Origin of the sequence: Shewanella sp. AS1 (assembly GCF_021412565.1) — a bacterium.
Taxonomy (GTDB): Bacteria; Pseudomonadota; Gammaproteobacteria; order Enterobacterales; family Shewanellaceae; genus Shewanella.
Genome location: NZ_JAKCLJ010000001.1, coordinates 601,373 through 623,517, shown reverse-complemented (window position 1 = coordinate 623,517; position 22,145 = coordinate 601,373). Strand labels below are relative to the sequence as shown.

22 protein-coding genes are annotated in these 22,145 nt (G+C 49.4%); 9 read left to right on the top strand and 13 right to left on the bottom strand.

Annotation, left to right across the window (positions count from 1 at the left end; genetic code table 11):
- The first annotated feature begins 12 nt into the window (after positions 1-12).
- Together pfaD and LZP69_RS02850 are read left to right on the top strand one after the other, a co-directional pair.
- Positions 13-1,635, top strand: a complete 1,623-nt coding sequence (pfaD, locus tag LZP69_RS02855; RefSeq protein ID WP_234198669.1) for an eicosapentaenoate synthase subunit PfaD — start codon at positions 13-15, stop codon at positions 1,633-1,635.
- Between the two features lie 140 nt (positions 1,636-1,775).
- Positions 1,776-1,967, top strand: coding sequence for a hypothetical protein (locus LZP69_RS02850; protein ID WP_234198668.1), 192 nt, complete (start codon positions 1,776-1,778; stop codon positions 1,965-1,967).
- A gap of 175 nt (positions 1,968-2,142) precedes the next feature.
- Here LZP69_RS02850 and LZP69_RS02845 read toward each other — a convergent pair whose 3' ends face one another.
- Together LZP69_RS02845 and LZP69_RS02840 are read right to left on the bottom strand one after the other, a co-directional pair.
- On the bottom strand, positions 2,143-2,667 hold the full coding sequence (locus LZP69_RS02845) for an outer membrane beta-barrel protein (RefSeq protein WP_234198667.1): 525 nt from the start codon (positions 2,665-2,667) through the stop codon (positions 2,143-2,145).
- Between the two features lie 122 nt (positions 2,668-2,789).
- Positions 2,790-3,737: a choice-of-anchor H family protein gene (locus LZP69_RS02840; RefSeq protein WP_234198666.1), complete on the bottom strand. Its 948-nt coding sequence runs from the start codon at positions 3,735-3,737 to the stop codon at positions 2,790-2,792.
- Between the two features lie 352 nt (positions 3,738-4,089).
- Here LZP69_RS02840 and LZP69_RS02835 point away from each other — a divergent pair, with 352 nt between their 5' ends.
- The 4 genes from LZP69_RS02835 (at position 4,090) to LZP69_RS02820 (ending at position 7,968) form a co-directional block, all read left to right on the top strand.
- Positions 4,090-4,407, top strand: a complete 318-nt coding sequence (locus LZP69_RS02835) for a PepSY domain-containing protein (protein ID WP_234198665.1) — start codon at positions 4,090-4,092, stop codon at positions 4,405-4,407.
- A gap of 32 nt (positions 4,408-4,439) precedes the next feature.
- Positions 4,440-5,117 (top strand): response regulator transcription factor, encoded by a 678-nt coding sequence (locus LZP69_RS02830; RefSeq protein WP_234198664.1) that lies wholly within the window; start codon positions 4,440-4,442, stop codon positions 5,115-5,117.
- An 8-nt stretch (positions 5,118-5,125) separates the two neighbouring features.
- Positions 5,126-6,523, top strand: a complete 1,398-nt coding sequence (locus LZP69_RS02825) for an ATP-binding protein (protein WP_234198663.1) — start codon at positions 5,126-5,128, stop codon at positions 6,521-6,523.
- A gap of 89 nt (positions 6,524-6,612) precedes the next feature.
- Complete coding sequence (locus LZP69_RS02820) at positions 6,613-7,968, top strand: DUF3300 domain-containing protein (RefSeq protein WP_234198662.1); 1,356 nt, start codon at positions 6,613-6,615, stop codon at positions 7,966-7,968.
- 112 nt (positions 7,969-8,080) lie between these two features.
- On the opposite strand, the gene LZP69_RS02815 is transcribed toward LZP69_RS02820, so the two are convergent.
- From LZP69_RS02815 to LZP69_RS02775, 9 genes are all read right to left on the bottom strand, one after another.
- Complete coding sequence (locus LZP69_RS02815; RefSeq protein WP_234198661.1) at positions 8,081-8,596, bottom strand: YgjV family protein; 516 nt, start codon at positions 8,594-8,596, stop codon at positions 8,081-8,083.
- 102 nt (positions 8,597-8,698) lie between these two features.
- Positions 8,699-9,271: a Crp/Fnr family transcriptional regulator gene (locus LZP69_RS02810; RefSeq protein ID WP_234198660.1), complete on the bottom strand. Its 573-nt coding sequence runs from the start codon at positions 9,269-9,271 to the stop codon at positions 8,699-8,701.
- 194 nt (positions 9,272-9,465) lie between these two features.
- The gene (nqrF, locus tag LZP69_RS02805; RefSeq protein ID WP_234198659.1) at positions 9,466-10,683 is read right to left on the bottom strand and encodes an NADH:ubiquinone reductase (Na(+)-transporting) subunit F; all 1,218 of its coding nucleotides are present in this window, start codon (positions 10,681-10,683) and stop codon (positions 9,466-9,468) included.
- 51 nt (positions 10,684-10,734) lie between these two features.
- Complete coding sequence (nqrE, locus tag LZP69_RS02800; protein WP_234198658.1) at positions 10,735-11,343, bottom strand: NADH:ubiquinone reductase (Na(+)-transporting) subunit E; 609 nt, start codon at positions 11,341-11,343, stop codon at positions 10,735-10,737.
- Between the two features lie 9 nt (positions 11,344-11,352).
- A complete protein-coding gene (locus LZP69_RS02795; protein WP_234198657.1) occupies positions 11,353-11,976 on the bottom strand; it encodes an NADH:ubiquinone reductase (Na(+)-transporting) subunit D in 624 nt (207 codons plus the stop codon).
- 1 nt (position 11,977) lies between these two features.
- Complete coding sequence (locus LZP69_RS02790; RefSeq protein ID WP_234198656.1) at positions 11,978-12,745, bottom strand: Na(+)-translocating NADH-quinone reductase subunit C; 768 nt, start codon at positions 12,743-12,745, stop codon at positions 11,978-11,980.
- A 110-nt stretch (positions 12,746-12,855) separates the two neighbouring features.
- Positions 12,856-14,067, bottom strand: coding sequence for an NADH:ubiquinone reductase (Na(+)-transporting) subunit B (locus LZP69_RS02785; RefSeq protein WP_234198655.1), 1,212 nt, complete (start codon positions 14,065-14,067; stop codon positions 12,856-12,858).
- The gene (locus tag LZP69_RS02780; protein ID WP_234198654.1) at positions 14,067-15,425 is read right to left on the bottom strand and encodes a Na(+)-translocating NADH-quinone reductase subunit A; all 1,359 of its coding nucleotides are present in this window, start codon (positions 15,423-15,425) and stop codon (positions 14,067-14,069) included. The genes LZP69_RS02785 and LZP69_RS02780 overlap by 1 nt, the downstream gene beginning before the upstream one ends.
- A 676-nt stretch (positions 15,426-16,101) precedes the next feature.
- Positions 16,102-16,836, bottom strand: a complete 735-nt coding sequence (locus LZP69_RS02775; RefSeq protein ID WP_234198653.1) for a DUF599 domain-containing protein — start codon at positions 16,834-16,836, stop codon at positions 16,102-16,104.
- A 270-nt stretch (positions 16,837-17,106) separates the two neighbouring features.
- On the opposite strand from LZP69_RS02775, the gene LZP69_RS02770 reads away from it, so the two are divergent.
- Positions 17,107-18,672, top strand: a complete 1,566-nt coding sequence (locus LZP69_RS02770) for a S41 family peptidase (protein WP_234198652.1) — start codon at positions 17,107-17,109, stop codon at positions 18,670-18,672.
- Between the two features lie 2 nt (positions 18,673-18,674).
- Entirely contained in the window at positions 18,675-19,070 is a 396-nt protein-coding gene (locus LZP69_RS02765; protein WP_234198651.1) for a hypothetical protein, read from the top strand.
- 179 nt (positions 19,071-19,249) lie between these two features.
- Here the strand turns inward: LZP69_RS02765 and rsmS are convergent, their stop codons facing one another.
- Positions 19,250-19,429, bottom strand: coding sequence for a pleiotropic regulatory protein RsmS (gene rsmS, locus LZP69_RS02760; protein WP_234198650.1), 180 nt, complete (start codon positions 19,427-19,429; stop codon positions 19,250-19,252).
- A 252-nt stretch (positions 19,430-19,681) separates the two neighbouring features.
- Complete coding sequence (locus tag LZP69_RS02755; RefSeq protein ID WP_234198649.1) at positions 19,682-21,508, bottom strand: S8 family serine peptidase; 1,827 nt, start codon at positions 21,506-21,508, stop codon at positions 19,682-19,684.
- 344 nt (positions 21,509-21,852) lie between these two features.
- Between LZP69_RS02755 and LZP69_RS02750 the strand changes: the two genes are divergently transcribed.
- The gene (locus LZP69_RS02750) at positions 21,853-22,125 is read left to right on the top strand and encodes a hypothetical protein (RefSeq protein ID WP_234198648.1); all 273 of its coding nucleotides are present in this window, start codon (positions 21,853-21,855) and stop codon (positions 22,123-22,125) included.
- The last annotated feature ends 20 nt before the right edge of the window (positions 22,126-22,145 follow it).

Here is a 22,145-nt window from a genome sequence, read left to right as displayed (position 1 = left end):
GGTAAGATTTAGATGAGTTCCACGACAACCAACGAGCAGTTAACCCCCTGGCCCTGGCAAGTGGCCGACAATAAAGTGAGCTTCGACATACCTGAGATGGCGAGCCTGCTGCAGGATTTTAGCCGCAGCTGTTATGTGATCAACGATAGTGAAAAAGGGGTGGGTATCGCCTCAGATGCGAGCCTTCTGCAAGATAATCAGCCCTCAGGTCACCCCGTCAGTGCCTTCGCGCCGGCCTTAGGCACCCAGAGCCTGGGGGACAGTAACTTTCGCCGAGTTCATGGGGTTAAATACGCCTATTACGCCGGTGCCATGGCCAATGGCATCTCCTCGGAAGAGTTGGTCATTGCCCTTGGAAAGGCGGGCATACTCTGCTCCTTCGGCGCCGCTGGGTTAATTCCCAGCCGGGTCGAAGCAGCTATCGAACGTATTCAAGCGGCGCTGCCAAACGGCCCCTATATGTTTAACCTGATCCACAGCCCCAGCGAGCCTGCGCTGGAGCGTGGCAGTGTCGAGCTGTTTTTAAAACATAAGGTGCGCACGGTCGAGGCCTCGGCCTTCTTAGGCTTAACCCCGCAAATCGTCTATTACCGCGCCGCCGGGCTAAGCCGCGACAACAAGGGCAATATTGTCATAGGTAACAAGGTGATCGCCAAGGTCAGTCGCACCGAAGTGGCCGAGAAGTTTATGATGCCTGCGCCGCTAAAACTGCTGCAGAAACTGTTAGATGAGGGGCTTATCAGCCAGGATCAGCTGCAGATGGCCCAGCAAGTTCCCATGGCCGATGATATTACCGCCGAAGCCGACTCGGGTGGGCACACAGACAACCGCCCCTTAGTCACACTGCTGCCGACTATCCTGGCCTTAAGGGATGAGATACAGGCTAAGTACCAGTATCAGACGCCGCTGCGTGTCGGCTGTGGCGGCGGCATAGGCACGCCGGATGCGGCCCTAGCCGCCTTCAATATGGGCGCGGCCTATATAGTCACAGGCTCTATCAATCAGGCCTGTGTCGAAGCCGGCGCGAGCGAGCACACACGCAAGCTGCTGGCCACCACAGAGATGGCCGATGTGACTATGGCTCCGGCGGCCGACATGTTCGAGATGGGGGTCAAACTGCAGGTGGTCAAACGCGGCACCCTGTTCCCGATGCGCGCCAATAAGCTCTATGAGATCTACAGCCGCTACGACAGTATCGAGGCTATCCCCCAAGATGAAAGGGAAAAACTGGAGCAGCAGGTGTTTCGCGCCAGTTTCGATGAGATCTGGGCCGGCACTGTAGCCCACTTCAACGAACGGGATCCTAAGCAGATAGAACGCGCACTGGATAATCCAAAGCGTAAAATGGCGCTGATCTTCCGCTGGTATCTGGGCTTGTCCAGCCGCTGGTCAAACTCGGGAGAAAAGGGCCGGGAGATGGATTATCAGATCTGGGCCGGCCCAGCCCTCGGCGCCTTTAACCAGTGGGCCAAAGGCAGTTATCTGGATGACTACAGCAAGCGTCACGCAGTGGATCTGGCCAAGCACCTGCTCTACGGCGCCGCCTACCTCAACCGCATCAACAGCATCAGCGCCCAGGGGATAAAACTGCCCACCGAACTGCTGCGCTGGCGACCCGTGCAGTCTATGATCTAATGGTTTGCTTTGAGCCAAATTGAATTTCAACGCCCGTAAATTTCAATACTGTGGAATATCAATATCCTAGAAAAACCACCGTCGGCAGCGGTGGTTTTTTACCATCAGCAGCAGGCCAATACTGCTATAGTTGGATAATATTGGATAACCTGAAGGCTCGCGAGTCCCACTGCTTTTATCATTTCACTCAGCCTATGAATACCCTGATCAAGATCTGGAGCCATGTGCCAGAGATAATCAAACCACTATTGATCTTAACCCTGCTGTTTCTGCTCGGTCTAATGGCCTTTGGCGTGGCAAGGGCCATCGGCAGTTTAATCTACTTAAGCTGATACAAGCCTCCTAAGCCCTTAGCCATAACAGATCGCCCTTAGCCATAACCGATTGCCCCTTAGCCATAACCGATTGCCCCTATGCCAAAGCAAAAAACGCAGCACTCTGGCTGCGTTCTTGTGGGTGAAGATAAGTTTCCCAGTTTCAGTAAATAGCTAAAACAGCGCAAGCCTGTTAAAACTGATAATGAACCCCAAGATAGGCAGAGCCGAGATCGGTATCGACAGTATCAACAAGACCCGGCGCTTCCAGCTCTGTCATCACCCGCTCATAGCCCAGCCTTATGTTGATGTTTTTACTCAAGGCCATATTAAATCCTGCCCCCCATAACCACCCAATACCGTCATAGCTGTAGATACCATTCACATCGACAGAAGCTACGCCGACTTTAATGAACATGGAGTAAGTGTTGCTGAAATAGTGGTGGAACTTGGCGGACAGGGAGACGTAATTTGCATCTAGATTGTCGGCCAAATTTCCCGTCCGAAAATAGGTAGTCTCTAAGGCGAAATCTTTGCTGGTGTAATAACCCCCATAGGCGCCATAGCTGAAACTGGACTCGTCGGAAGATGCCTCTGTATATTGGCTGTACCCTCCTAATCCCCCGAGGTAATACCCTTTAATATCGGCAATGGCCGCAGCCGAAGTGGAAAAAAACAGGCTGACTAGACTCAATACCAATAAGAGTGATGTTTTCATTATTCCCCCGCGCGGGATTGTAACAATTAGGTAACATATTAGACTATATGAAGAAAAAAACTAACCAGCCAGCAGATTTAGCTGCAAATCCGCTGGCTGATTATAGAGATTCTACTAAACAGCTAACTTATACGACGAAACCCGATAACAGCTAAGAGTAAACCAAGGCCAAAGAATGAGACGCTACCACCGCGGATCACCACCTCAGTCGTCACCCCATCGATATAGTATTCATCTCTGTCGCTGCTCTCCAGAGGCAGAGCATAGAGATCCTCTACATCATCACTGCTGATGGTCGCCACAATATCCCAGTATCCCACCTCATACAGATCGATAAGCAGATCATAATGATCACTGGGATAGCCGCTGTATAGGGTAGTCAACACCTCAAAATCATCATCACTGGCATTGTCCACAATAGTGAAAACATCCGTGGTGTGATAAAGCTCCCATGGACCGCCGTTACGACTCAAATAGAGATCGGCAAATACCTGAGCATACTCACCACTGTAATAGCCGTAGACATCGGCATCAAAGGTCACGCTGAAGGTTTGATAAAAACCATCGTAGTCATAGTCGGTAAACAGGCGGCTGCTGGCCTCATAGATGGCAAACTGACGATAGATGCCGCTGTTAAGACGCTGGGCAGCGGACTTTAATGGCGCATTCTTTTCACCTTCAACACTTTCGCTGCTATAGCCTGTGCTCTGCCGCTCGGCTATCACCTGCTCACGGGTCTTGCGCACAGTCTGACTAGGAGCAAGCTGTGTTAACTGCTCGGCGCCCGCCTGCTGGTTCGCTGTCATCTGCTGCGCAGCGCGACTAAACACCTGTGAGCGAGTCTGCTCATCCTGTTTCACCTTGATAGACACAGAACTTACCCTAGACTCGGCATCTGTAATCATGCTCTGGGCATCTATATTTATGCTTTGGGCATTGCTTACCTGAATACCGCCCACCAATGACAGTGAGCTTAATATTAAAGCTGTTACTCTCACCCTTGCCATTCGCGCCTTAATGGCACAAACAGCTGTACTGACCTCAAGGCTTTTCAACTTAGTCATCATCATTCTGTTCACCTGCTACTTAGGAACGCTCTCTGAAACACTGTGCTTGGAAAGGTTCACTTAAAACGTTCAATGAGAAACATAGGCTCATTAGAAAGGAGTGAAAATGAATATAAGCTGAATAACAAAAATCTATCTATTCAGTCAGATAATTATCAGAGCGACAAAGGGTCCATGTTCAAACTATTCAGTTATCGTTCATCTGAGGTGGACAATACTGGCTCAAAGGTTGAACCAATAGCAGCGAAAGCAATGGCTTGTACTATCGATATGGGTAACTGAGCCGTGGCTCGATGTTTCTTATTGTGAGCGGATCTTTTACACTGGGCAGATAATCACAACACAGGTAGATTCGATGAGACTGGCACTCCTATTGATAGCATCAAGCTGCTTATTTTTTTCCGCTTATGGCAATGCAACAAGCGGCAGCACGACTATGATGATGGCGAGCGTATCGATGACGGATTCGGCCCCCCAAAAATCCAGACTTAAGATAAAGAACCGCCAGCAGGCAACGCAAACCGTCAAAGACCGCTATCCGGGCAAAGTTCTGAGCGTGCAATCGACCAGGATAAATGGCAATCCCGGCTACCGGGCAAAAATACTCAGCGATGATGGCGTGATTTTTTATGTCACCATAGACGCCGCATCAGGGCGGGTGCAACGGGATTAAACAGGCCTAAGCTGCAAGCAAAGGAGCCAAAGATGCGATTACTACTGGTTGAAGATGACATTCCTCTGCAGCAAAATCTGAAACAGCATCTGCTCGATGCCAATTACACTTTAGATGTAGCAAGCGATGGCGAAGAGGGGCTGTTTCAAGGGGAAGAATACAACTATGATGCCGCCATTATCGACCTGGGATTACCCAAGCTCGATGGCATCACGCTGATCACCCGGCTGCGCGCCCAGGGACGGGATTACCCTATCCTGATCTTAACCGCCCGCGACAACTGGCAGGATAAGGTTGAGGGACTCGATGCCGGTGCAGACGATTATCTGACAAAACCTTTTCACCCCGAGGAGCTAACCGCCAGACTCAATGCCTTAATCCGTCGCAGTGCAGGTAAATCCAGCCCGGTGATCCAAAACGGTCCTATCAGGCTCAACACCAGCAGCCATGAGATCAGCGTCAATGAGATGCAGATCAATCTGAGCGGCTCTGAATACAAACTGTTTGAATACCTGATGTTGCACCTTGGGGAAGTGAAATCCAAGACTGTGCTTATCGAGCATATCTATGATCAGGACTTCGATCTGGACTCTAACGTCATCGAGGTTTTTATCCGCCGCCTGCGCAAAAAACTCGATCCCGATAACCAGCTTGGCCTGATCGAGACACTGCGAGGCCAGGGCTATCGCATGCGCCGGCTGCAGGATTAAGTGCGCTTATGAGTCTTTCAGGCAAGCGTCCGCTACTCAACTCCCTCACTAGCCGCTTAATCTTAAGCGCCCTGCTGCTGATCGTGATCTTGCTGCCTACCATAGGCATAGCCCTGAACAAGGCATTCAAGCAGCAAGTGCTGCTCAACACCCAAGATCAGCTCAGCGCCTACCTCTATGGTGTACTGGCAGTCACCGAGATGGAAGAGGGTGAGCTCTTGATGCCAGAGCGCTTGCTGGATAATCAGTTTAACGTGATCAATTCAGGCCTCTATGCCCTGATCACGCAGCAAGATCAACAGGGTAAACAGCAGCTGCTCTGGGCATCCAACTCCTTTTTAGGGCAAAAAACGCCGACCAATCTCGCCAAGCCTAAAGTCGGCCAAGGCCAGTTCGGTGAGCTGTTGTTAGACAAGCGCCCTCACCTGATATACAGCTTCAGCGTACGTTTCGACAGTGGCCGAGCAGACAATGACACAGCTAAGGCCGCGGCGCCCATCAGCCTGCATATCATCAAAGATCTCGACACTCTAGCGCAGCAACAGCAGGCTTTTGGTCAGCACCTGTGGCTCTGGCTAATGATCTTAATGCTGGTACTGCTGGTGATTCAATTTACTTGGCTAAGGTGGACGCTCAAGCCGCTGGCTAAGTTCGAGCAAGAGCTAAAATCGATTCAAAGTGGTCAGTCTCAACAGCTGAGCAAAGATTATCCCACCGAACTACAAACCGTCGCCACCCAGCTCAACACCCTGCTGAGCACAGAGCAAAGTCAGCGTAGACGCTACCGCAACGCCCTGTCAGATCTTGCCCATAGCCTCAAAACTCCGCTGGCGGTGATCCAGAGTCAGAAAGATCTAAATCCCTGCTCGCTCGAGCAAGTAGAGCAGATCAATCGCACCATCAGTCATCAGCTTAAACGGGCGCAGAGCGCCGCCAGTAATGCCTGGCATCTTGGCATCAAAGTAAAGAGTGTCGCCGATAAGCTGCTGCGTACACTACATAAAATTCACCCCAATATGTCACTGGACTACAGTGAATCATTAGATGAAAACGCGCTATTTTTTGGCGATCAGCAGGATCTCACCGAGTTATTAGGCAACCTGCTGGACAACGCCTGTAAGGCCGCCAATGCTCAAGTATTGCTCAGCATAGGTCTTCAAAACGATGCCCTTATCCTTCAGGTTGAAGACGATGGTCAGGGGATCTCGAGCGAACTGCATCAAACCATACTCGAGCGCGGCAAACGCGCCGATACCTATGAAAAAGGTCATGGCGTGGGACTGGCGATAGTGCGCGATCTCGTTGACAGTTATCAGGGCGAACTCTGCATCACCCCCTCTCCCCGTCTCAAGGGCGCCTGTTTTACACTAAGGTTTAAACAGCAAGGGGGTAAACTGCAAGGCTAGGCCTAACCCTTTTATCCCTTTCAGCTTATGTTCATCTTGGGTCAGCTAAATTAACAGTGAACCTAAGGAAACAGAGATTGGGAGACGATATGAAACAGCTCAAATCGTGGATCGCCATACTAACACTGGCCCTGTCGCCATCGCTCTACAGCCTGCCAAGCTCAGCCACTGAGGATCAGGCTAGCACGGCTCAGGAAGTACAGTTAAGCCAGGCCGAGCTTGCTCAGCTACTGGCACCTATCGCCCTCTACCCGGATAGCCTGCTAAGCCATATCCTGATCGCCTCTACTTATCCCCTCGAGGTGGTACAGGCCGACAGATGGCGCAAGCAGCACGCCAGCTTATCGGCAGCTCAAGCGGTGAACCTTGCAGCAGATCAGGACTGGGACCCCAGCGTCATCGCCCTGGTGGGCTTTGAGACTGTGCTGGCAAAACTCAGCGAGGATCTTACCTGGACACAAAAACTGGGCGATGCCTTCCTGCAGGATGAGGCATCTGTGCTCGCCAGTATACAGACACTAAGGGCTGAGGCCGATGCCGCCGACAGCCTGTCTAAGATGGATAATATGAGGGTCAGTCGGGTCAACAACAGCATCATCATCGAACCCATACAACAGCAGATAGTCTATGTCCCCGTCTATGACTCACGTCTGGTCTACGGCTCCTGGCGTTGGCACCAGTATCCGCCCGTTTACTGGACCTATCCTGTCGGCATGAGTGTCAGCTACTACGGCCCAGGAGCCCGCCTCTTCTTCTGGCACGCCGGGATCCATATCGGCTTTAACTATTACTTCAGTGCATTTCGCTGGCATGAGCGTCACATCATAGTGACTCACCACAGGCACACGAGCCACTATCGTCCCTACCGGAAAATCGTCGCCAGCCATGGCGCCAAACGTTGGGCGCACAAGCCACAACACAGGCACGGTGTGGCCTACTCAACTCACAAGGTAAAACAGCGTTATAACAGCTATCGCCCCACACAGAGCCAATTAAAGCAGCAAAGGCAGCTGAGTCGGACTCAACTGCAGCAAGGTCAAAACCGAGGAAGTTCCCATCAAGATAAGGTGTTAAAGGGGCAATATATCAAGCCTAAATACAGTCACAACGGGGCCCAGAGCAAGGCGCTGACCAGCCGCCTGAATGCCACGGCCAAACAGAGAAAGGAACCCAAGGCGCAACAGCGGACTCAGCATGCCCAGAACGCCAAGAGCGCCACACTTAAGCGCAATGATGACCGTCAATATGTCCAAAATAATAGCCAGGGCAAACATCGCGCCACAGATCTTTCTAATGCAAAAAGACAGGCCAATAAACCTCAGAGCAATCAGCGTCATCCAAACCTGCAGGCTCAGACTCGAAGTGCTACCAGAGCCTCGGCGCCAAAGTCCCATCAAAGAGCAAGACAGGCATCGAACTACCGCATCAAGCAGCGGGAACATTAAGTTGTGATTAGCTTTATCTAGATAAAACCTCCCCATGGGAGGTTTTTTATATCATTAACTAACAGACAATCACCCTGCAATTTGCCGTGACTTGCCGCAGTTACACCTGCACTTACGCCTCCTCTTTGGCTAACCTTAGGCGAATACCGTAATAGCGGTAGTAACCAATGATGTTACTACACAGGAAAGCAAACTCCATCAAGGCAGCCATAGGCGAGCCCACCAGCAGATTATTGAGCAACCAGATGCTAGTGCCCACTATCATCAGGAGTCTAAGGTGCCTATCTGACTTAGAGAAAGTGGCTATGGTCTGCATACTGCTACCGGCGAAGCTAACCAGACTCAAGATGCCGGCAAAGGTAAAGTAGGTCATCACACAATTTAGGGTGAGAAACAGCGCCAGCAGAGATCTGGCATGGCTGAAAATCGTCACAAAATAGCGCACACAGGCCAACCACATCAAGGCCGCCGCAGTCCACTGCTCAAGCAGGGCAAAATGGGCGCCGCTTAACATGCACGAGAGGGCTAAACAGGTGACGATAAAACGCTTCTGCTTGAATTGAAACGAGATAAGATCCAGTACAATCGCAATGGCGATCAGCAGTTGAGACAGTAAAAATGCGGACATAGCACACCTCAAAATGAAAGTTTGGCTATGATGTCGCCTCTCCTCTTTAAGCGCATTAACTTAAGTTAAGCCTTGATTGATAATTGCACCACAAAATCACTCTTATTCAGACTGACGATGAATGCGCGCTTTTAAACGGGAAAGGCTGACAGGATTGATGCCGATATAACTGGCCAGCTGCTGACTCGTGAGCATAGCGACCCACAGGGGTCTATGTTGCAGCAGATAGCGATAACGCTGCTCGGGAGAATTAAGCAGGAAAAACGCCTCTTTCTCTTCCTTATAGATTAATTGCTGGCGGATCAAAGCCCATTTCGCCTGCTCCCAGGAGGGGGTCTCAAGTAAACTCAGGGGCACGCGGATCAATTTCGCCTTTTGTACCACCTCCAGCTGATATCGGCTCGGCGACTCAGTCAGCCAGCTTTGATAGAGAAAACACAGCTCCTGCTCAAAGTAATACTCTTTAACTAAGCTGCCACCCTTATCATTGTAATGGCATGCCTTGAGTACACCCGATTCGATAAAATAAGCATAGTTTTGCCTGTCGCCCTGATGCAGCAAGATCTCCCCTTCACTGCCAAAAATCGCTTTCGCCAATGCCTGCGTATCCAAGATAGCCTGGTCGCTTAAGCCAAGTTCGGTAAGAAATTGGTGAAATGGTCTTGATTGATTCACTCGAATACTCAACAGAAAACACCCGATTAGCAGGGATAAGCAGAAAGGATAAACTGTAACAGTTTGCCGCAAGAATAGTAATCTCAGCTAAAGCCGGAAAAATAATATCTCTTGCTCCATAAAAAACGCAGCCAATTGGCTGCGTTTTATCCTCAGGACTCACTGTTGTCTATCGCCTTTAACAAAGGCTGACATTAACCGCCAAAGTCATCGAGCAGGATATTCTCATCTTCGACCCCTAGGCTCTTGAGCATATCGATCACAGATGAGTTCATCACTGGTGGGCCACACATGTAGAACTCGCAATCCTCTGGCGCTTTATGGTTTTTCAAGTAGTTCTCATAAAGCACGTTATGGATAAAGCCGGTATAACCATCCCAGTTATCATCAGGCAGTGGATCCGACAGCGCCACATGCCACTCGAAGTTCTCATTCTCTTGGGCCAAGGTGTCGAAATCATCCTGATAGAAGATCTCACGGCGTGAACGGGCACCATACCAGAAGGTCATTTTACGCTTGGTTTTTTCCGATTTAAGCTGGTTAAAGATGTGCGAGCGCATCGGCGCCATGCCCGCACCACCACCGATGAATACCATCTCAGCATCGGTATCTTTAACGAAGAACTCACCAAAGGGACCCGAGATGGTAACCTTATCGCCGGCTTTCAGGCTGAAGATATAAGAGGACATCTTACCCGGTGGCAGCCCAGCGGCTGGCGGCGTCGCGATACGCACGTTCAGCATGATGCGCCCCTTCTCATCGGGATAGTTCGCCATCGAATAGGCGCGCAGCACATCTTCCTTCACGGTCGAAACTAAGTCGAACAAGCCAAATTTTTCCCAGTCATCTCGGTATTCTGTTGGAATATCGAAATCACTGTATTTGACCTCATGGGCCGGTGCTTCAATCTGAATATAACCGCCGGCCTTAAACTTAACGTCCTCGCCCTCTGGCAGTTTCAACAAAAACTCTTTGATAAAGGTGGCCTGGTTATTGTTTGAGATCACCTCACACTGCCACTTCTTAACCCCGAAGATCTCCTCTTCAAGCTCAAGTTCCATGTCGGTTTTCACCGCCACCTGACAGGCCAGACGACAACCTTCTTTGGCCTCTTTCTTATTGATATGGTCACGCTCTGTGGGCAGAATATCGCCGCCGCCGGAGAGCACTTTCACCCGGCACTGACCGCAGGTACCGCCGCCGCCACAGGCCGATGGTACAAAGATGTTTTTACCCGCAAGCGCGCCTAACAGCTTATCCCCTGCCGCTGTGGTAATACTCTTTTCGTCATCATCATTGATGCGAATACTGACGTCGCCATTGATGACCAGCTTGCTTTTCGCAAACAGAATCACCATTACCAGCAAGCACACTACCAGAGTGAACATGCCTATGCCTATTGCCATTTCCATCTAATAACCCTTTTCGTTAATGCATTTGATTTAAGTGGGCAAACTCACCACTTAAAACGAAATTCCAGAGAAAGACATAAAGCCTAATGCCATCAGGCCCGTAGTGATAAAGGTGATGCCTATCCCCTGTAACCCTTCTGGGATGGCATGGAACTTCATCCGCTCACGCAGACCCGCCAGCAGAACGATAGCCATAGCCCAACCCAGACCGGAACCGGCAGCAAATACCACAGACTCAGTCAGGTTGTAATCACGGTTAGCCATGAAGATCACCCCGGCGAAGATGGCGCAGTTTACCGTCAAGAGCGGCAGGAAGATCCCTAAGGTCTGGTAGAGACTGGGGATATATTTATCCAAAAACATCTCTAAGATCTGCACCAAAGCTGCAATCACACCGATAAAGGTGATCAGCTGCAGGTAGCTAAGATCCAGTTCAGGATAACCCGCCCAGGCCAACGCGCCAGGCGCCAATACATTGGAGTAGATTAACTGGTTCACAGGCACCGCAAGTGTCATCACCACGATAACGGCGATACCTAAACCAAAGGAGGTCGACACCTTCTTCGAGACGGCAAGGAAAGTACACATGCCAAGGAAGAAAGAGAGCGCCATGTTGTCGATGAAGACAGCCTGAATTAAAAGATTAAGATAGTGTTCCATATTCCCTGCTTACCCCCGCTTACGCTGGATCACGTTCATGGCCCAGATCAACAAACCAATCAAGAAAAAGGCACTGGGAGCCAGTTTGAACATCTCATTGCCAAGGTACCAACCGCCATTTTCCACTGTTGTGAGAAGGCTGTGTCCGAACAGTGAGCCACTGCCAAACAGTTCACGCACAAAGGCCACACTCAACAGCACAAAACCGTATCCCATGGCATTACCCAGGGCATCGACCACGGCCAGATGCGGCGGCATCTTCATCGCATAAGCTTCGGCGCGGCCCATGATGATACAGTTGGTGATGATAAGCCCAACGAATACCGACAGCTGACGCGACAGTTCATAGGCCACATCCTGCAGTATCATGTCCACCACTATTACCAAGGATGCGATAACCGTCATCTGGGCAATAATTCGCACGCTGTTAGGGATAAAGTTACGGATCAGCGAGATAAACAGGTTCGAGAACAGCAACACAAAGGTCACGGCTAGGGTCATCACCAGGGCCGTTTGCATCGAATTACTTACTGCCAGGGCAGAACAGACACCCAATACCTGCATCGCCACTGGGTTATTGGCAAAGATAGGTGTAGTTAAAATATCCCGAGTTGAAGTCATACTTTTACTCATCTTACACCTCCGATGCTTTTAGCTTTTGCAGGAAGGTTTCGAAGCCTTCGTTGCCGAACCAGAATTCAATGGCACGCTGTACACCTCGGCCTGTCATGGTTGCGCCGCTCACCGCGTCCACACCATGTAGATCGCCGGGCTTAGCGCCACCTTTCACAATCTTAAACTTCACATGACCGTTTTCATCGAACAGCTGCTTACCCTTGAGCTTATTGGTCCACTCAGGATCTTCGATAAAATCACCGATACCCGGGGTTTCGCCATGCTCGTAGAAGACGACATTTTCTATTGTGTTGTAATCGGGTTTAAGTGCCACAAAACCGTAGATCATCGACCATAGGCCCTTACCATAGATAGGCATCACAACGGCATGCAACTGGCCTTGCTCATCGAACACCTTAAAGACACGAGCCACATTGGCGCGAGTTTTGATTTTCGCAGTATCTTTTTTCGGTTTCATCGAAGTTTCTGGATTAATTGCCGCCATGCGGTCGTCAAAATCCAAGGCATTGGTACTGGTATCGACTTTACCTGTGTCCAGCTCCACTAAGATGGGAGTCACAGAGGCGTCGAACACCTGGCGGAAATCTTGGCCAGCAAGCTCAACATCGGCCGCTATTAATACATTACGCTTTAATTCATCGCGCTTTTTCGCCAACTTACGCTCTTTTAAGATCTCGGCGGTACCCGTGATCATAAAGGAGCAGGATAAGCAGAGAATAATAGTGAAAATCATGGTTCCCACTATGCTGTCTTTCTTAAATGCCATTCGCTTTTCTCTCCCCTGTCAACGCACTCAATACGGCTGGAACGTCGAAATAACAAGGCTGCATCATCGACACCTTCACAGTATGAAACTGCAACATCGGCTTAGTGATATTACGCATTGCGCTTTAACCTCCGCTTGATGTTGGTTCGGGCAACAATATAGTCAAATAGTGGCGCCCATAAGTTAGCGAACAAGATGGCCAGCATGATCCCCTCTGGCATCTTCAGGTTCAGTACCCGGATGAGAACAGTCATGAAACCAATTAGCAGACCATAGATAAACTTACCCTGACGTGTGTAGGAAGTGGTCACAGGATCTGTGGCCATAAACATCATACCTAGGGCAAAACCACCGGTAACCAGATGCCAGGTCCAAGGCATGCCTGCCATGTTGTTTTTCGACCCGCCCAGGTAGTTAAAGAGTACAGCAGTCAACACCATCCCCAGCATCACACCGGCAACGATGCGCCAGTCCGCCAGACGAGTCACCAGCAGAAGCAGACCACCGATAAGAATCGCTAATGTGCTGGTCTCGGCAATCGAGCCAACCGTAAAGCCGTAAAAGCTGTTCCACCAGTTTGGATCGCCAAAGACCTGATACCAGCTCTGGTCGGCGAAGCTCAGCTTACCGGCCGCCGTTTGCATCAAGGTCGTCGCACCAGAGAAACCATCGACAGCGACAAACTGTGAGATCTCAGCCACCTTGGTTGGATAGGCGAAATAGATAAAGGCGTAACCAGCCAGCGCGGGGTTAAGGAAGTTATAACCCATGCCGCCAAACACCTCTTTTGCCATGATCACGCCGAAGGTAATACCTAAGGCAACCACCCACAGGGGCGTCGATATCGGCAAGATAAGACTGAATAGAAGCGCGGTTACGAAGAAACCTTCATGTAGCTCCTGTCCTCGAACGCGGGCAAAGACCACTTCCCAGAACAGACATACCAGCAGTGCTGTCAGGTAGACGGGCAGGAAGAAGCTCAGGCCATAACCGAACAGACCGATAAAGCCGCTCTGCTCATTGAGGCCACCCGCTAAGGCATTAAACAGTGCCAGCTGCCAGGTATCTGGGGTGGTTAAACCCGCTGCAACCGCAATCTGTGCCTGCAGGCCTATGTTGTACACGCCAAATAGAATGGCGGGCAGCAAACATAAACCCACGAGGGTCATAGTACGTTTTACATCGATGGCATCACGTACATGCACTTTACCCTTAGTGCTGCGGCCAAAGGCATAAAGGAGAGAGCGGAAATAGCCGCGCATCGACTCACCATGGGCATAGTAGTCATGTTGAACATCAGGCTTTTTGCTTGGCTTACTCATTAACCTTCCCTCTCAATAATATCTAGGCAGATCCGCAGCTCTTGTCCGAAGTCATATTTGCCGGGACAAACGAAGGTGCACAAAGCCAAATCTTCTTCATCTAACTCCAAGGCACCAAGCAGCTGCGCTTCGTCTGTGTCGCGCACCACTAAATCACGCACCAACAGGGTCGGTAGGATATCCAGTGGCATGACTCTATCTAATTGACCAAAGGCCATCATGGCGCGATGAGCCCCACCCGTATGGGTGGTGAAGTTAAATAGACGTTTAGTCGAACCAAAAGCTGACGTTACCGCGCGGGTGATAGAGAACTTATCGCCGCCACCGCGAACCCAAGGCAGAAGCTCATGATGGGAATCTTCTTGAAGCACAGAGATCTGCTGATGGAAGCGGCCTAAGAAATCATGGGCCCCTTCGGCTGTGTGACCGGACAAAATAGAGCCGGAAACCACACGATTATCCACAGCTTGCAGCTCACCTTTAACCAGGTCGCTTAACTGAGCACCGAGTTGGGTACGCAGCAGGCGAGGATTCAATACGGTCGGGCCCGCAAGGGAAACCACTCTGCCTGTATAGAGTTCACCGCTTTGAAACAGCTTGCCAAAGGCGATCACATCCTGATAGCCAAGATGCCAAACGGGGCGCTCAACACTGGCGCAGTGAATAAAGTGAATATGGGTACCGACAAGCCCTGCAGGATGCACACCGGCAAAACGGTGACTCTTCACATGAGCAAGCTCACTACCGGGCAAGGCCTCACCGTCGTCGTGACACAGATGCACTTGCGATGTTAGGTAACTAAGAATTTGCAAACCGGCAGCGAAGGCTTCAGGCTGCTCGGCAATAATAATACGGGGGTCGGCTGCCAGCGGGTTAGTGTCCATGGCATTCACGAAGATGGCCGATGCTTGGCTATCGAGGGCGGGAACTCGAGAGAAAGGACGCGTTCGAAGTGCGGTCCACAAACCACTGTCCACCAAATTTTGCTGAACCAGCTCTCGGCTCAACTGGGATAGATCATCGAAACGCGCGAAGCTGAGTTGCTCCTCACCGTCGATTTCAATCACCACAGATTGCAATACCCGGCGTTCACCGCGATTTATCTCTACCACCACACCACTTGCTGGGGCGGTAAAGAGTACGCCAGGGGTTTTCTTATCTTCAAACAAAGGTTGACCTTTCTTAACTCGGTCACCTACTTCAACTAACAGTGTCGGCTTTAAACCCACATACTCTTCGCCGAGTAAGGCCACTCTCGCAGGCTGAGGGGCATCCCCTATCTCCTGCTTTGGTTTACCGGCAATAGGCACATCTAAGCCCTTCTTGATTATTTTAATCTTGTCTGAAAAACCTGCCATCGCAAACATCAACCATTCGTAAGTGAGGGAGGTTCAATTTTAGTTGAGGATCGATAAAAATACTTGTATTGAAATCACATTCTGACACAAAAGTGTAACTAAATGACGTTTTAGTCGCTTTCCACGTGATGGATGTCACCTGAAAATGTAATATTTTGCTAACATTGTAGTTTTATAACGATAATAGCTTGAAAATGGTACAAATAATTCAGCAAAAGCTGAACTAAAGCGAATTATGAAATGAAGCTGAAAATAATTGCCGAAAAAGTTAATCATCGCGCATAAAAAGTTATTTTGTGATTTTCATCTATTTGCTATACCGCTTTCCCTAGAAGCTGTGGTTAAAAAAAATACAAATGAGTAGTCCTAGGCTAATCCTGGCATTCACTGACAACAAAAAAACATTGTTTTCAATGTTTTTTGTAGGAAGCAAACATCAGCTTTTTACTTCGAGCCCCTGCTTGACTTAATCAATGAATTTGCCAAGCTTCCCTTTACCAGACAACTTCCCTTGACTCGACACCTTCCACTGATTTCAAGGAGATAGCTCAAATGTTGCGTGATGCCCTTGTCACGACTACGACTCTGCTTAGAATTCAGTTGAAATTAAGCGTGAGATTGCGCCTGACTTTTTTCATGCACCTATTCTTGTTCGCTATTGCTCATGTAACTATTTTTACTCATGCACTTGTCCTTGCTCAAGCAACTGTCTCTGTTCATCTAGGATCTGCATTCCAGCAGTAATGGCCATCACAGCTTTGGACTTAAACTCCCGACGATAAAGCGTATAGACCACCACAATGCTGGCAACAATAAACAGCAGAGGATGAAAAAACCAGCAGAGTACCGCCATAGAGAAATAGTAAGAACGCAGGCCATAGTTATAGGAGTGGGCGGCCTGATCCTGCACTATCGCCATTTGAGCAGCATATTCTTGCAGTGCCTTGTTCTGGTTGCTTTTATCTATGGGCGTTGCGCCTATCATCACATTCAAAAAACCATATTGGCGCATCGACCAGGTAAAGTGGAAAAAGGCCATCACAAAAATAAAAGTCAGCAGACCCAGTTTTAATTGGATCAGCAGATGCACTGGCGGCGCGGTTAATGGAATCGAGGCTATCACCTCTTCGAGGCGCTCAACTTGCGCAAACAGGGTTAACACACCGGCGAGTACCAGCATGGTTGTGGAGGCAAAGAAGTTAATGTTTCGCTCCAGATTCGCCAGCAGCGCCGCTTCCGATACCCTCACATCCCGACTGAGCAACTGGTACATCCAATGGATTCTGTGCTGATGTAAACACTTAGCGATACAGTTAGTGGTTTTTGCCTTATTGCGGGCAAATTTTGCATAACCGATCCAGCAGACGAAAAAACAGCTGACCGAAATCAGATCCAAAAATGAATAGGCCATAAATACTCGCACATCCTTAAGTAATTAAGTAATAGGTAAGTAATTGTGAAAAAAGAGCTATTTGCCCCACATAATGACACAATCTGTCAGTGATAAGCCATAGCAGAAACAGAGTAAAATCAAACTGAGTCAATCGAGGCGATGACATGATGTAAACTTTTGTTATAGAATTGTTTTTGTGATTTAACAAGCTTCATTGTGCGCTATTTGTTCTTATCAAACTATTACAAATAAGAAAGCGTGAACGGCTTTCCAAAATAAGGATTTTTTATGACGTTACTTCGCACCTCTTTGTTATCCGGTATGCTTTTGGCCCTGTCGAGCTTAACCGCCTGTAGTGGCGGCGGAGACTCAGACAATGGTTCAGGGGCCGATCAAGTGGCCTGGGTACAGGGTGAATTTACACCTTATAAGCAACTTGCTAATCAGTGTATGGCGAGCAACCCCAGCTACGCACTCAATGAGAAGCTCTGGTTACGTTCCTGGAGTAACGATACTTATTTATGGTATGACGAAATTGACGATGTCGATCCCGCCCCTTTCAGTGTGCTGGAATATTTTGCTCAGCTCAAAACAGAGGAGCTGTCGCCATCGGGTAACCCCAAAGACAGATTCCATTTCTCTATGCCCACCAGCGAGTGGGAGGCACTCAATCAATCGGGTGTCTCAGTCGGTTATGGATTTAAGATCCATATTCAGCAAGGCGCCAATGTCGAGCGTAAAGTCACTATCACTTTCACTGAACCCAACTCACCGGCCGACACCGCCAATATTGGTCGCGGTGCGGTTATCACCACCATTGACGGCGTCAGTGTTAAAGATGCCAACGACAGCGCCTCTATTGCTATCCTAAATAACGGCCTGTTTCCGTCAACCCTGGGGCAGCAGACCCAATTCACCCTGCTGGATTTTGGGGCAAGCACCCCAAGGGATGTCACACTCACTGCCCAATCGATTGTCTCCACACCGGTAGCAAACAGTCAAGTTCTGAACACCGCCTCGGGCAATGTCGGTTATCTGCTGTTTAACTCCCATATCGCCACGGCCGAACGCGGCCTGTTCGATGCGATCACTGCACTGAAAAATCAAAATATAAACGATTTGGTGTTAGATCTGCGCTACAACGGCGGTGGGCTTCTGGCCATGGCAGGTCAACTGGGTTACATGATTGCCGGACCGCTAGCGACCGATAACCGCACCTTTGAGCGCAGCAGTTTTAATGATAAATACCCCAATACCAATCCTGTCACCGGCGAAACCCTGCGTCCTACGCCTTTCTATGATGAAACCTTAGGTTTTAACAGCTCTCTTTTGGACGCAGGACAGACCCTGCCGACATTAGCGTTAAGCCGCCTCTTCGTGCTGACTACAGACGCAACCTGCTCAGCCAGTGAGGCATTGATCAACGGCTTAAAAGGGATCGATATCGAGGTGATCCAGCTTGGCTCAACAACCTGTGGTAAACCCTATGGCTTCTATCCAACCCCAAACTGCGGCGAAACCTACTTTAGCGTGCAGTTTAGAGGCGAGAATGACAAAGGCTTTGGTGATTACTCAGATGGTTTTGTCCCAAGTCTCAGCCCAACACTAGAGAGCGAACTTCAAGGCTGCCAGCTTGCAGACGATTATAGCCACGCTTTAGGCGACCCTAATGAGCGCTTATTATCAGCGGCCCTCTACTATCGTGACAATAATGCCTGCCCGGCAGTAACCACATCGGTTGCCAAAATGCCGAGTAAGCCACAATTTATCGACAAGGGCTTTATGCTTGAAGATCTTCGGATGCAAAGCCAGCTGTTTAACAACCGTATTCTGACTGAGCCAGGAGCCAAGTGATAATGACTTATTCACGTTTATTTACACTGAGTTTAACGGCCATCACGCTACTCCTTTGCGGCTGCTCCCTGCAGGCCAATGAGGAGGAAAAAGCCGTTCCTGCGCTGATCCATCAGCCGACTCAAGCCGCTCTGAATGAACTACAACAGGTCATCGCCAAGCTTCTGGGTATGAAAAAAATCACCCTGGCAAGCTCGGCGTTTACTCAAGAGAGTGTGTTAACCCTTGAGCGAGCACAACACCTGGACGCCAGCGGTAATATGATCATGGGACGAACCACTGAGTCCCCCATACAGCTAGAGTTGGTGCTGATAAAAGATAGTTGCGTTATTCGAGATCAAAATGGCCAAGTCAGTGAGCCACTGACCCTGACTCAATGCCATAAACAAATGCCATAAACAATAGCTGTAGCGATAACAGTTTATTTAAGTAACTAAATGATAAAACCCGCCTTTCAAGCCAAGCTTAATAGGCGGGTTTTCTTTTATGGCTTCAGTTATAGGCCCTGACTTATGGCCGCTCGCCAATGGACTTTTACAATGGACTTTAACAATGGACTTTAACAAAGCGGAGTGAATTAACCCTTGGCAATTTTAGCCTGAAGATCTTTAGACACTATCTCCAGCGCCGCCAAGGCCACCTCTGGCGCAATCTCATGGGTCTCCAGCAGATAAATAAGATCCACCGCCAACTTAACTTCATCACTGGCCTGCTCCAGCCCAGGGTTAAGCCCCGTCTCATGTTTATTAGATGACATCACACACCTTAGCGATTAGATAATCAAACCCAGATCAGACTCACTCGCTATATTGAGCGGTTCTCGATAATTGAGCAGCGCTCTACTGCGCTCTACTGCGCTCGGCCAGCCCTACTGCTCTAGGCTCGCCCTACTGCTCTCGGCATTAGTATCAAGACATTTGACCACAGAACCCATTAGCCAACAAGCAAGCCTCAACATAAAAAAACGCAGCCAGACTGGCTGCGTTTTGGCTATAAGATCAGGACAAAATTAAAAAACCACTGTCACATCTGCGGTGCAGGTGGATGTTCCTGCATCACACGCCTTATAGGTATAGCTTCCGCCACCTTTAGTATTGATTGTATCCGTGTAGGTGGTGCTGGCCGATGTGGTCGCAATTAAACTGCCATTACGATAAACATCGACACTCGCCCCAGCGGCACCATTAAAGGTCAGATCGACTTTATTCACCCCTTTATCCTTATAGCCATTCGCCGAAAGGGTAAAGTCACCACCGCCGTTATTACCGCCATTATCACCGCCGGCACAACCATTGGCTGTCAGGTAGGCATCGGCCGCTGCGGCTTGTACTATCCCGTAACCGAAATAGACATCATGACCCGCTGCACCGCCATCAAGCGCCGTAGCCTTAAGGGCCTGACGGATCTCGCTACCAGTACACTCGTTGTGATTTGACCAAACCAGTGCCGCAACACCCGATACCGCAGGCGTTGCCATTGAGGTGCCACTCATAAAGCCATAATCGGAGCTGCCGACATTCACTGTCGCGCTCGCGGCTGCCAGAATGCTGCTTCTGTCTTCTAGAGCCGTTCCAACGGCTGGGATCGAGGTGCTGTTGGTTTCACCCAAGGTTCCGTATAACATGCCAGGTTCATTGTTAATCACAATGGCACCAATACCACCTGAGGCTTCACAGTTCGCCACCTTATCGTGGAAAGAGATAGATCCTCGGTCGATAACACAGATATTGCCATTGGCACCTGAATCAGTGGAATCGCCAATCCCCATAAAGTAGGTATTACCCGAGGCGTAACCTGAATTTTCCATGGCACTGCTGGCAACCGGTGCGCCATCAACCGCTAAGGAAGCAGCCGTGGACATTCCTGCAGGATAGGTCGACAAAGTATCGACGCCGCCCGCAGTCACTTCGACACAGATGGTCTCATCTGTAGTGGCATTTTTACCGCGCCCCGAAGTACAAGAGGGGAACTGAGAAAAATTAGCAATATTGTTGTTGGCATCGTTGGCCCCCACCATCATCACTGATGGATAACCGGCAGGGTAAGAGCGAACGCTATTACCATCGTTACCCGCGGCCGCAACCACTAAACCACCGGCATCAACAAAAGATTGGAATGCATTAGACTCAATCGAGCTGGCACCACCGCCACCCAGACTCATGCTAATGATATTGGAGCCGGCTGCGCTACATAAATTGGCCGCATGGGCCAGATCCGAAGAGTAACCCCAACCATCTGCGTTAAACACTTTGATGATGTGCATATCGACGCCAGGTGCCATACCAACGACACCGATATTGTTATCATCAGCGCCGATTGTGCCGGCCACATGGGTACCGTGAGGTCCACCGTTCACGTTCCAGCTACCTGTGCCACTATCATTGTCACCGGTAATATTATTCCAGACAAAGTCTGGGTTAGAGGCATCCAAACCAGAGTCGATGACACAGACTTTCATGCCGGCAGAGGCATTGAATGTCACCTGATTAGCTTGAGACTGATACACAGCATAGGGCGTCACCTGCTGCGTCATAGGATCGCCGGCGTCATCGCTAAACCCCATCAAGTAGCGGCGATGATCGACTTCCACTAACTTCACATGAGGGTTATTTAATAAGCCTTTGACCTCGGATAAATTTTTACCTGTAAAAGTCGCTGCAATAAACCCGTCACCATCCACTTGGATCTGGGCACCTAATTGTTTTACCAGAGCTTTGACTACGCCTTTACCCCCATTATCCACCTGGATAAGGTAACGGCTATCGTCGGCAAACGCCTGGGCTGAGATGCCAAATCCTATGGCCATTAACGTAGAAGTTAACTTCGAAAATTTCATTTAGGTCTCTCCATTATAATTATTAATGCATCTATGCAAACACGGCTTAAATCGGAGCAAAACAAGATTAACACCTGAAAAACTGCCAATTTTTAGTGATTACGACCACATAGAAAACTCAAGCTATCACAACAAACTTACAACAACAAGATGACAACAAGGTGATGACAAATCACTAACAAGTGTAACGGTGCGATTTAAGATATAGCCTAAATTGGATTAAACGCTGTATTCGCCATAAAGAGATAAACAAAAACTTGTCTCTCTATCTGTACACAAGCCCTGTTGCCTCCCGATAAGATTGATATACTGGGCTAAATGAAAGGCTAATCAATGAGACCCCTATGAGTGAAAATGCAACAGATAAGCAAGCTAAAACAGAAAAGCTGACACAAAAACTGGACTTTTCGGGCATCAACAAGACCACAGCAAAATCTTTTAACGAACAGAAAAACCTGATAAAGCGCCTGTTTAAAGGCAATACCGTGCTGTGTGACGTCTGTAGGCAGCCGCTTCAGCTTGTGGTGCCGGTTGAGAGTGACACTGAAGGGAAATATGGCGTCTTTTGCAAGAAAGGCTGTACAGACATAGAGCTGGAGATGGAAGCTGTACTCTAGAGACTGGCGTAAATCGGCCA

Coding starts and splice junctions, on each gene's coding strand:
- LZP69_RS02770 (WP_234198652.1), top strand. CDS start 17,107: ATGACGTTACTTCGCACCTCTTTGTTATCCGGTATGCTTTTGGCCCTG.
- LZP69_RS02755 (WP_234198649.1), bottom strand. CDS start 21,508: ATGAAATTTTCGAAGTTAACTTCTACGTTAATGGCCATAGGATTTGGC.
- nqrF (WP_234198659.1), bottom strand. CDS start 10,683: ATGGAAATGGCAATAGGCATAGGCATGTTCACTCTGGTAGTGTGCTTG.
- LZP69_RS02780 (WP_234198654.1), bottom strand. CDS start 15,425: ATGGCAGGTTTTTCAGACAAGATTAAAATAATCAAGAAGGGCTTAGAT.
- LZP69_RS02775 (WP_234198653.1), bottom strand. CDS start 16,836: ATGGCCTATTCATTTTTGGATCTGATTTCGGTCAGCTGTTTTTTCGTC.
- LZP69_RS02825 (WP_234198663.1), top strand. CDS start 5,126: ATGAGTCTTTCAGGCAAGCGTCCGCTACTCAACTCCCTCACTAGCCGC.
- LZP69_RS02840 (WP_234198666.1), bottom strand. CDS start 3,737: ATGATGATGACTAAGTTGAAAAGCCTTGAGGTCAGTACAGCTGTTTGT.
- LZP69_RS02785 (WP_234198655.1), bottom strand. CDS start 14,067: ATGAGTAAGCCAAGCAAAAAGCCTGATGTTCAACATGACTACTATGCC.
- LZP69_RS02750 (WP_234198648.1), top strand. CDS start 21,853: ATGAGTGAAAATGCAACAGATAAGCAAGCTAAAACAGAAAAGCTGACA.
- rsmS (WP_234198650.1), bottom strand. CDS start 19,429: ATGTCATCTAATAAACATGAGACGGGGCTTAACCCTGGGCTGGAGCAG.
- LZP69_RS02820 (WP_234198662.1), top strand. CDS start 6,613: ATGAAACAGCTCAAATCGTGGATCGCCATACTAACACTGGCCCTGTCG.
- LZP69_RS02835 (WP_234198665.1), top strand. CDS start 4,090: ATGAGACTGGCACTCCTATTGATAGCATCAAGCTGCTTATTTTTTTCC.
- nqrE (WP_234198658.1), bottom strand. CDS start 11,343: ATGGAACACTATCTTAATCTTTTAATTCAGGCTGTCTTCATCGACAAC.
- LZP69_RS02815 (WP_234198661.1), bottom strand. CDS start 8,596: ATGTCCGCATTTTTACTGTCTCAACTGCTGATCGCCATTGCGATTGTA.
- LZP69_RS02765 (WP_234198651.1), top strand. CDS start 18,675: ATGACTTATTCACGTTTATTTACACTGAGTTTAACGGCCATCACGCTA.
- LZP69_RS02790 (WP_234198656.1), bottom strand. CDS start 12,745: ATGGCATTTAAGAAAGACAGCATAGTGGGAACCATGATTTTCACTATT.
- LZP69_RS02845 (WP_234198667.1), bottom strand. CDS start 2,667: ATGAAAACATCACTCTTATTGGTATTGAGTCTAGTCAGCCTGTTTTTT.
- LZP69_RS02830 (WP_234198664.1), top strand. CDS start 4,440: ATGCGATTACTACTGGTTGAAGATGACATTCCTCTGCAGCAAAATCTG.
- pfaD (WP_234198669.1), top strand. CDS start 13: ATGAGTTCCACGACAACCAACGAGCAGTTAACCCCCTGGCCCTGGCAA.
- LZP69_RS02795 (WP_234198657.1), bottom strand. CDS start 11,976: ATGAGTAAAAGTATGACTTCAACTCGGGATATTTTAACTACACCTATC.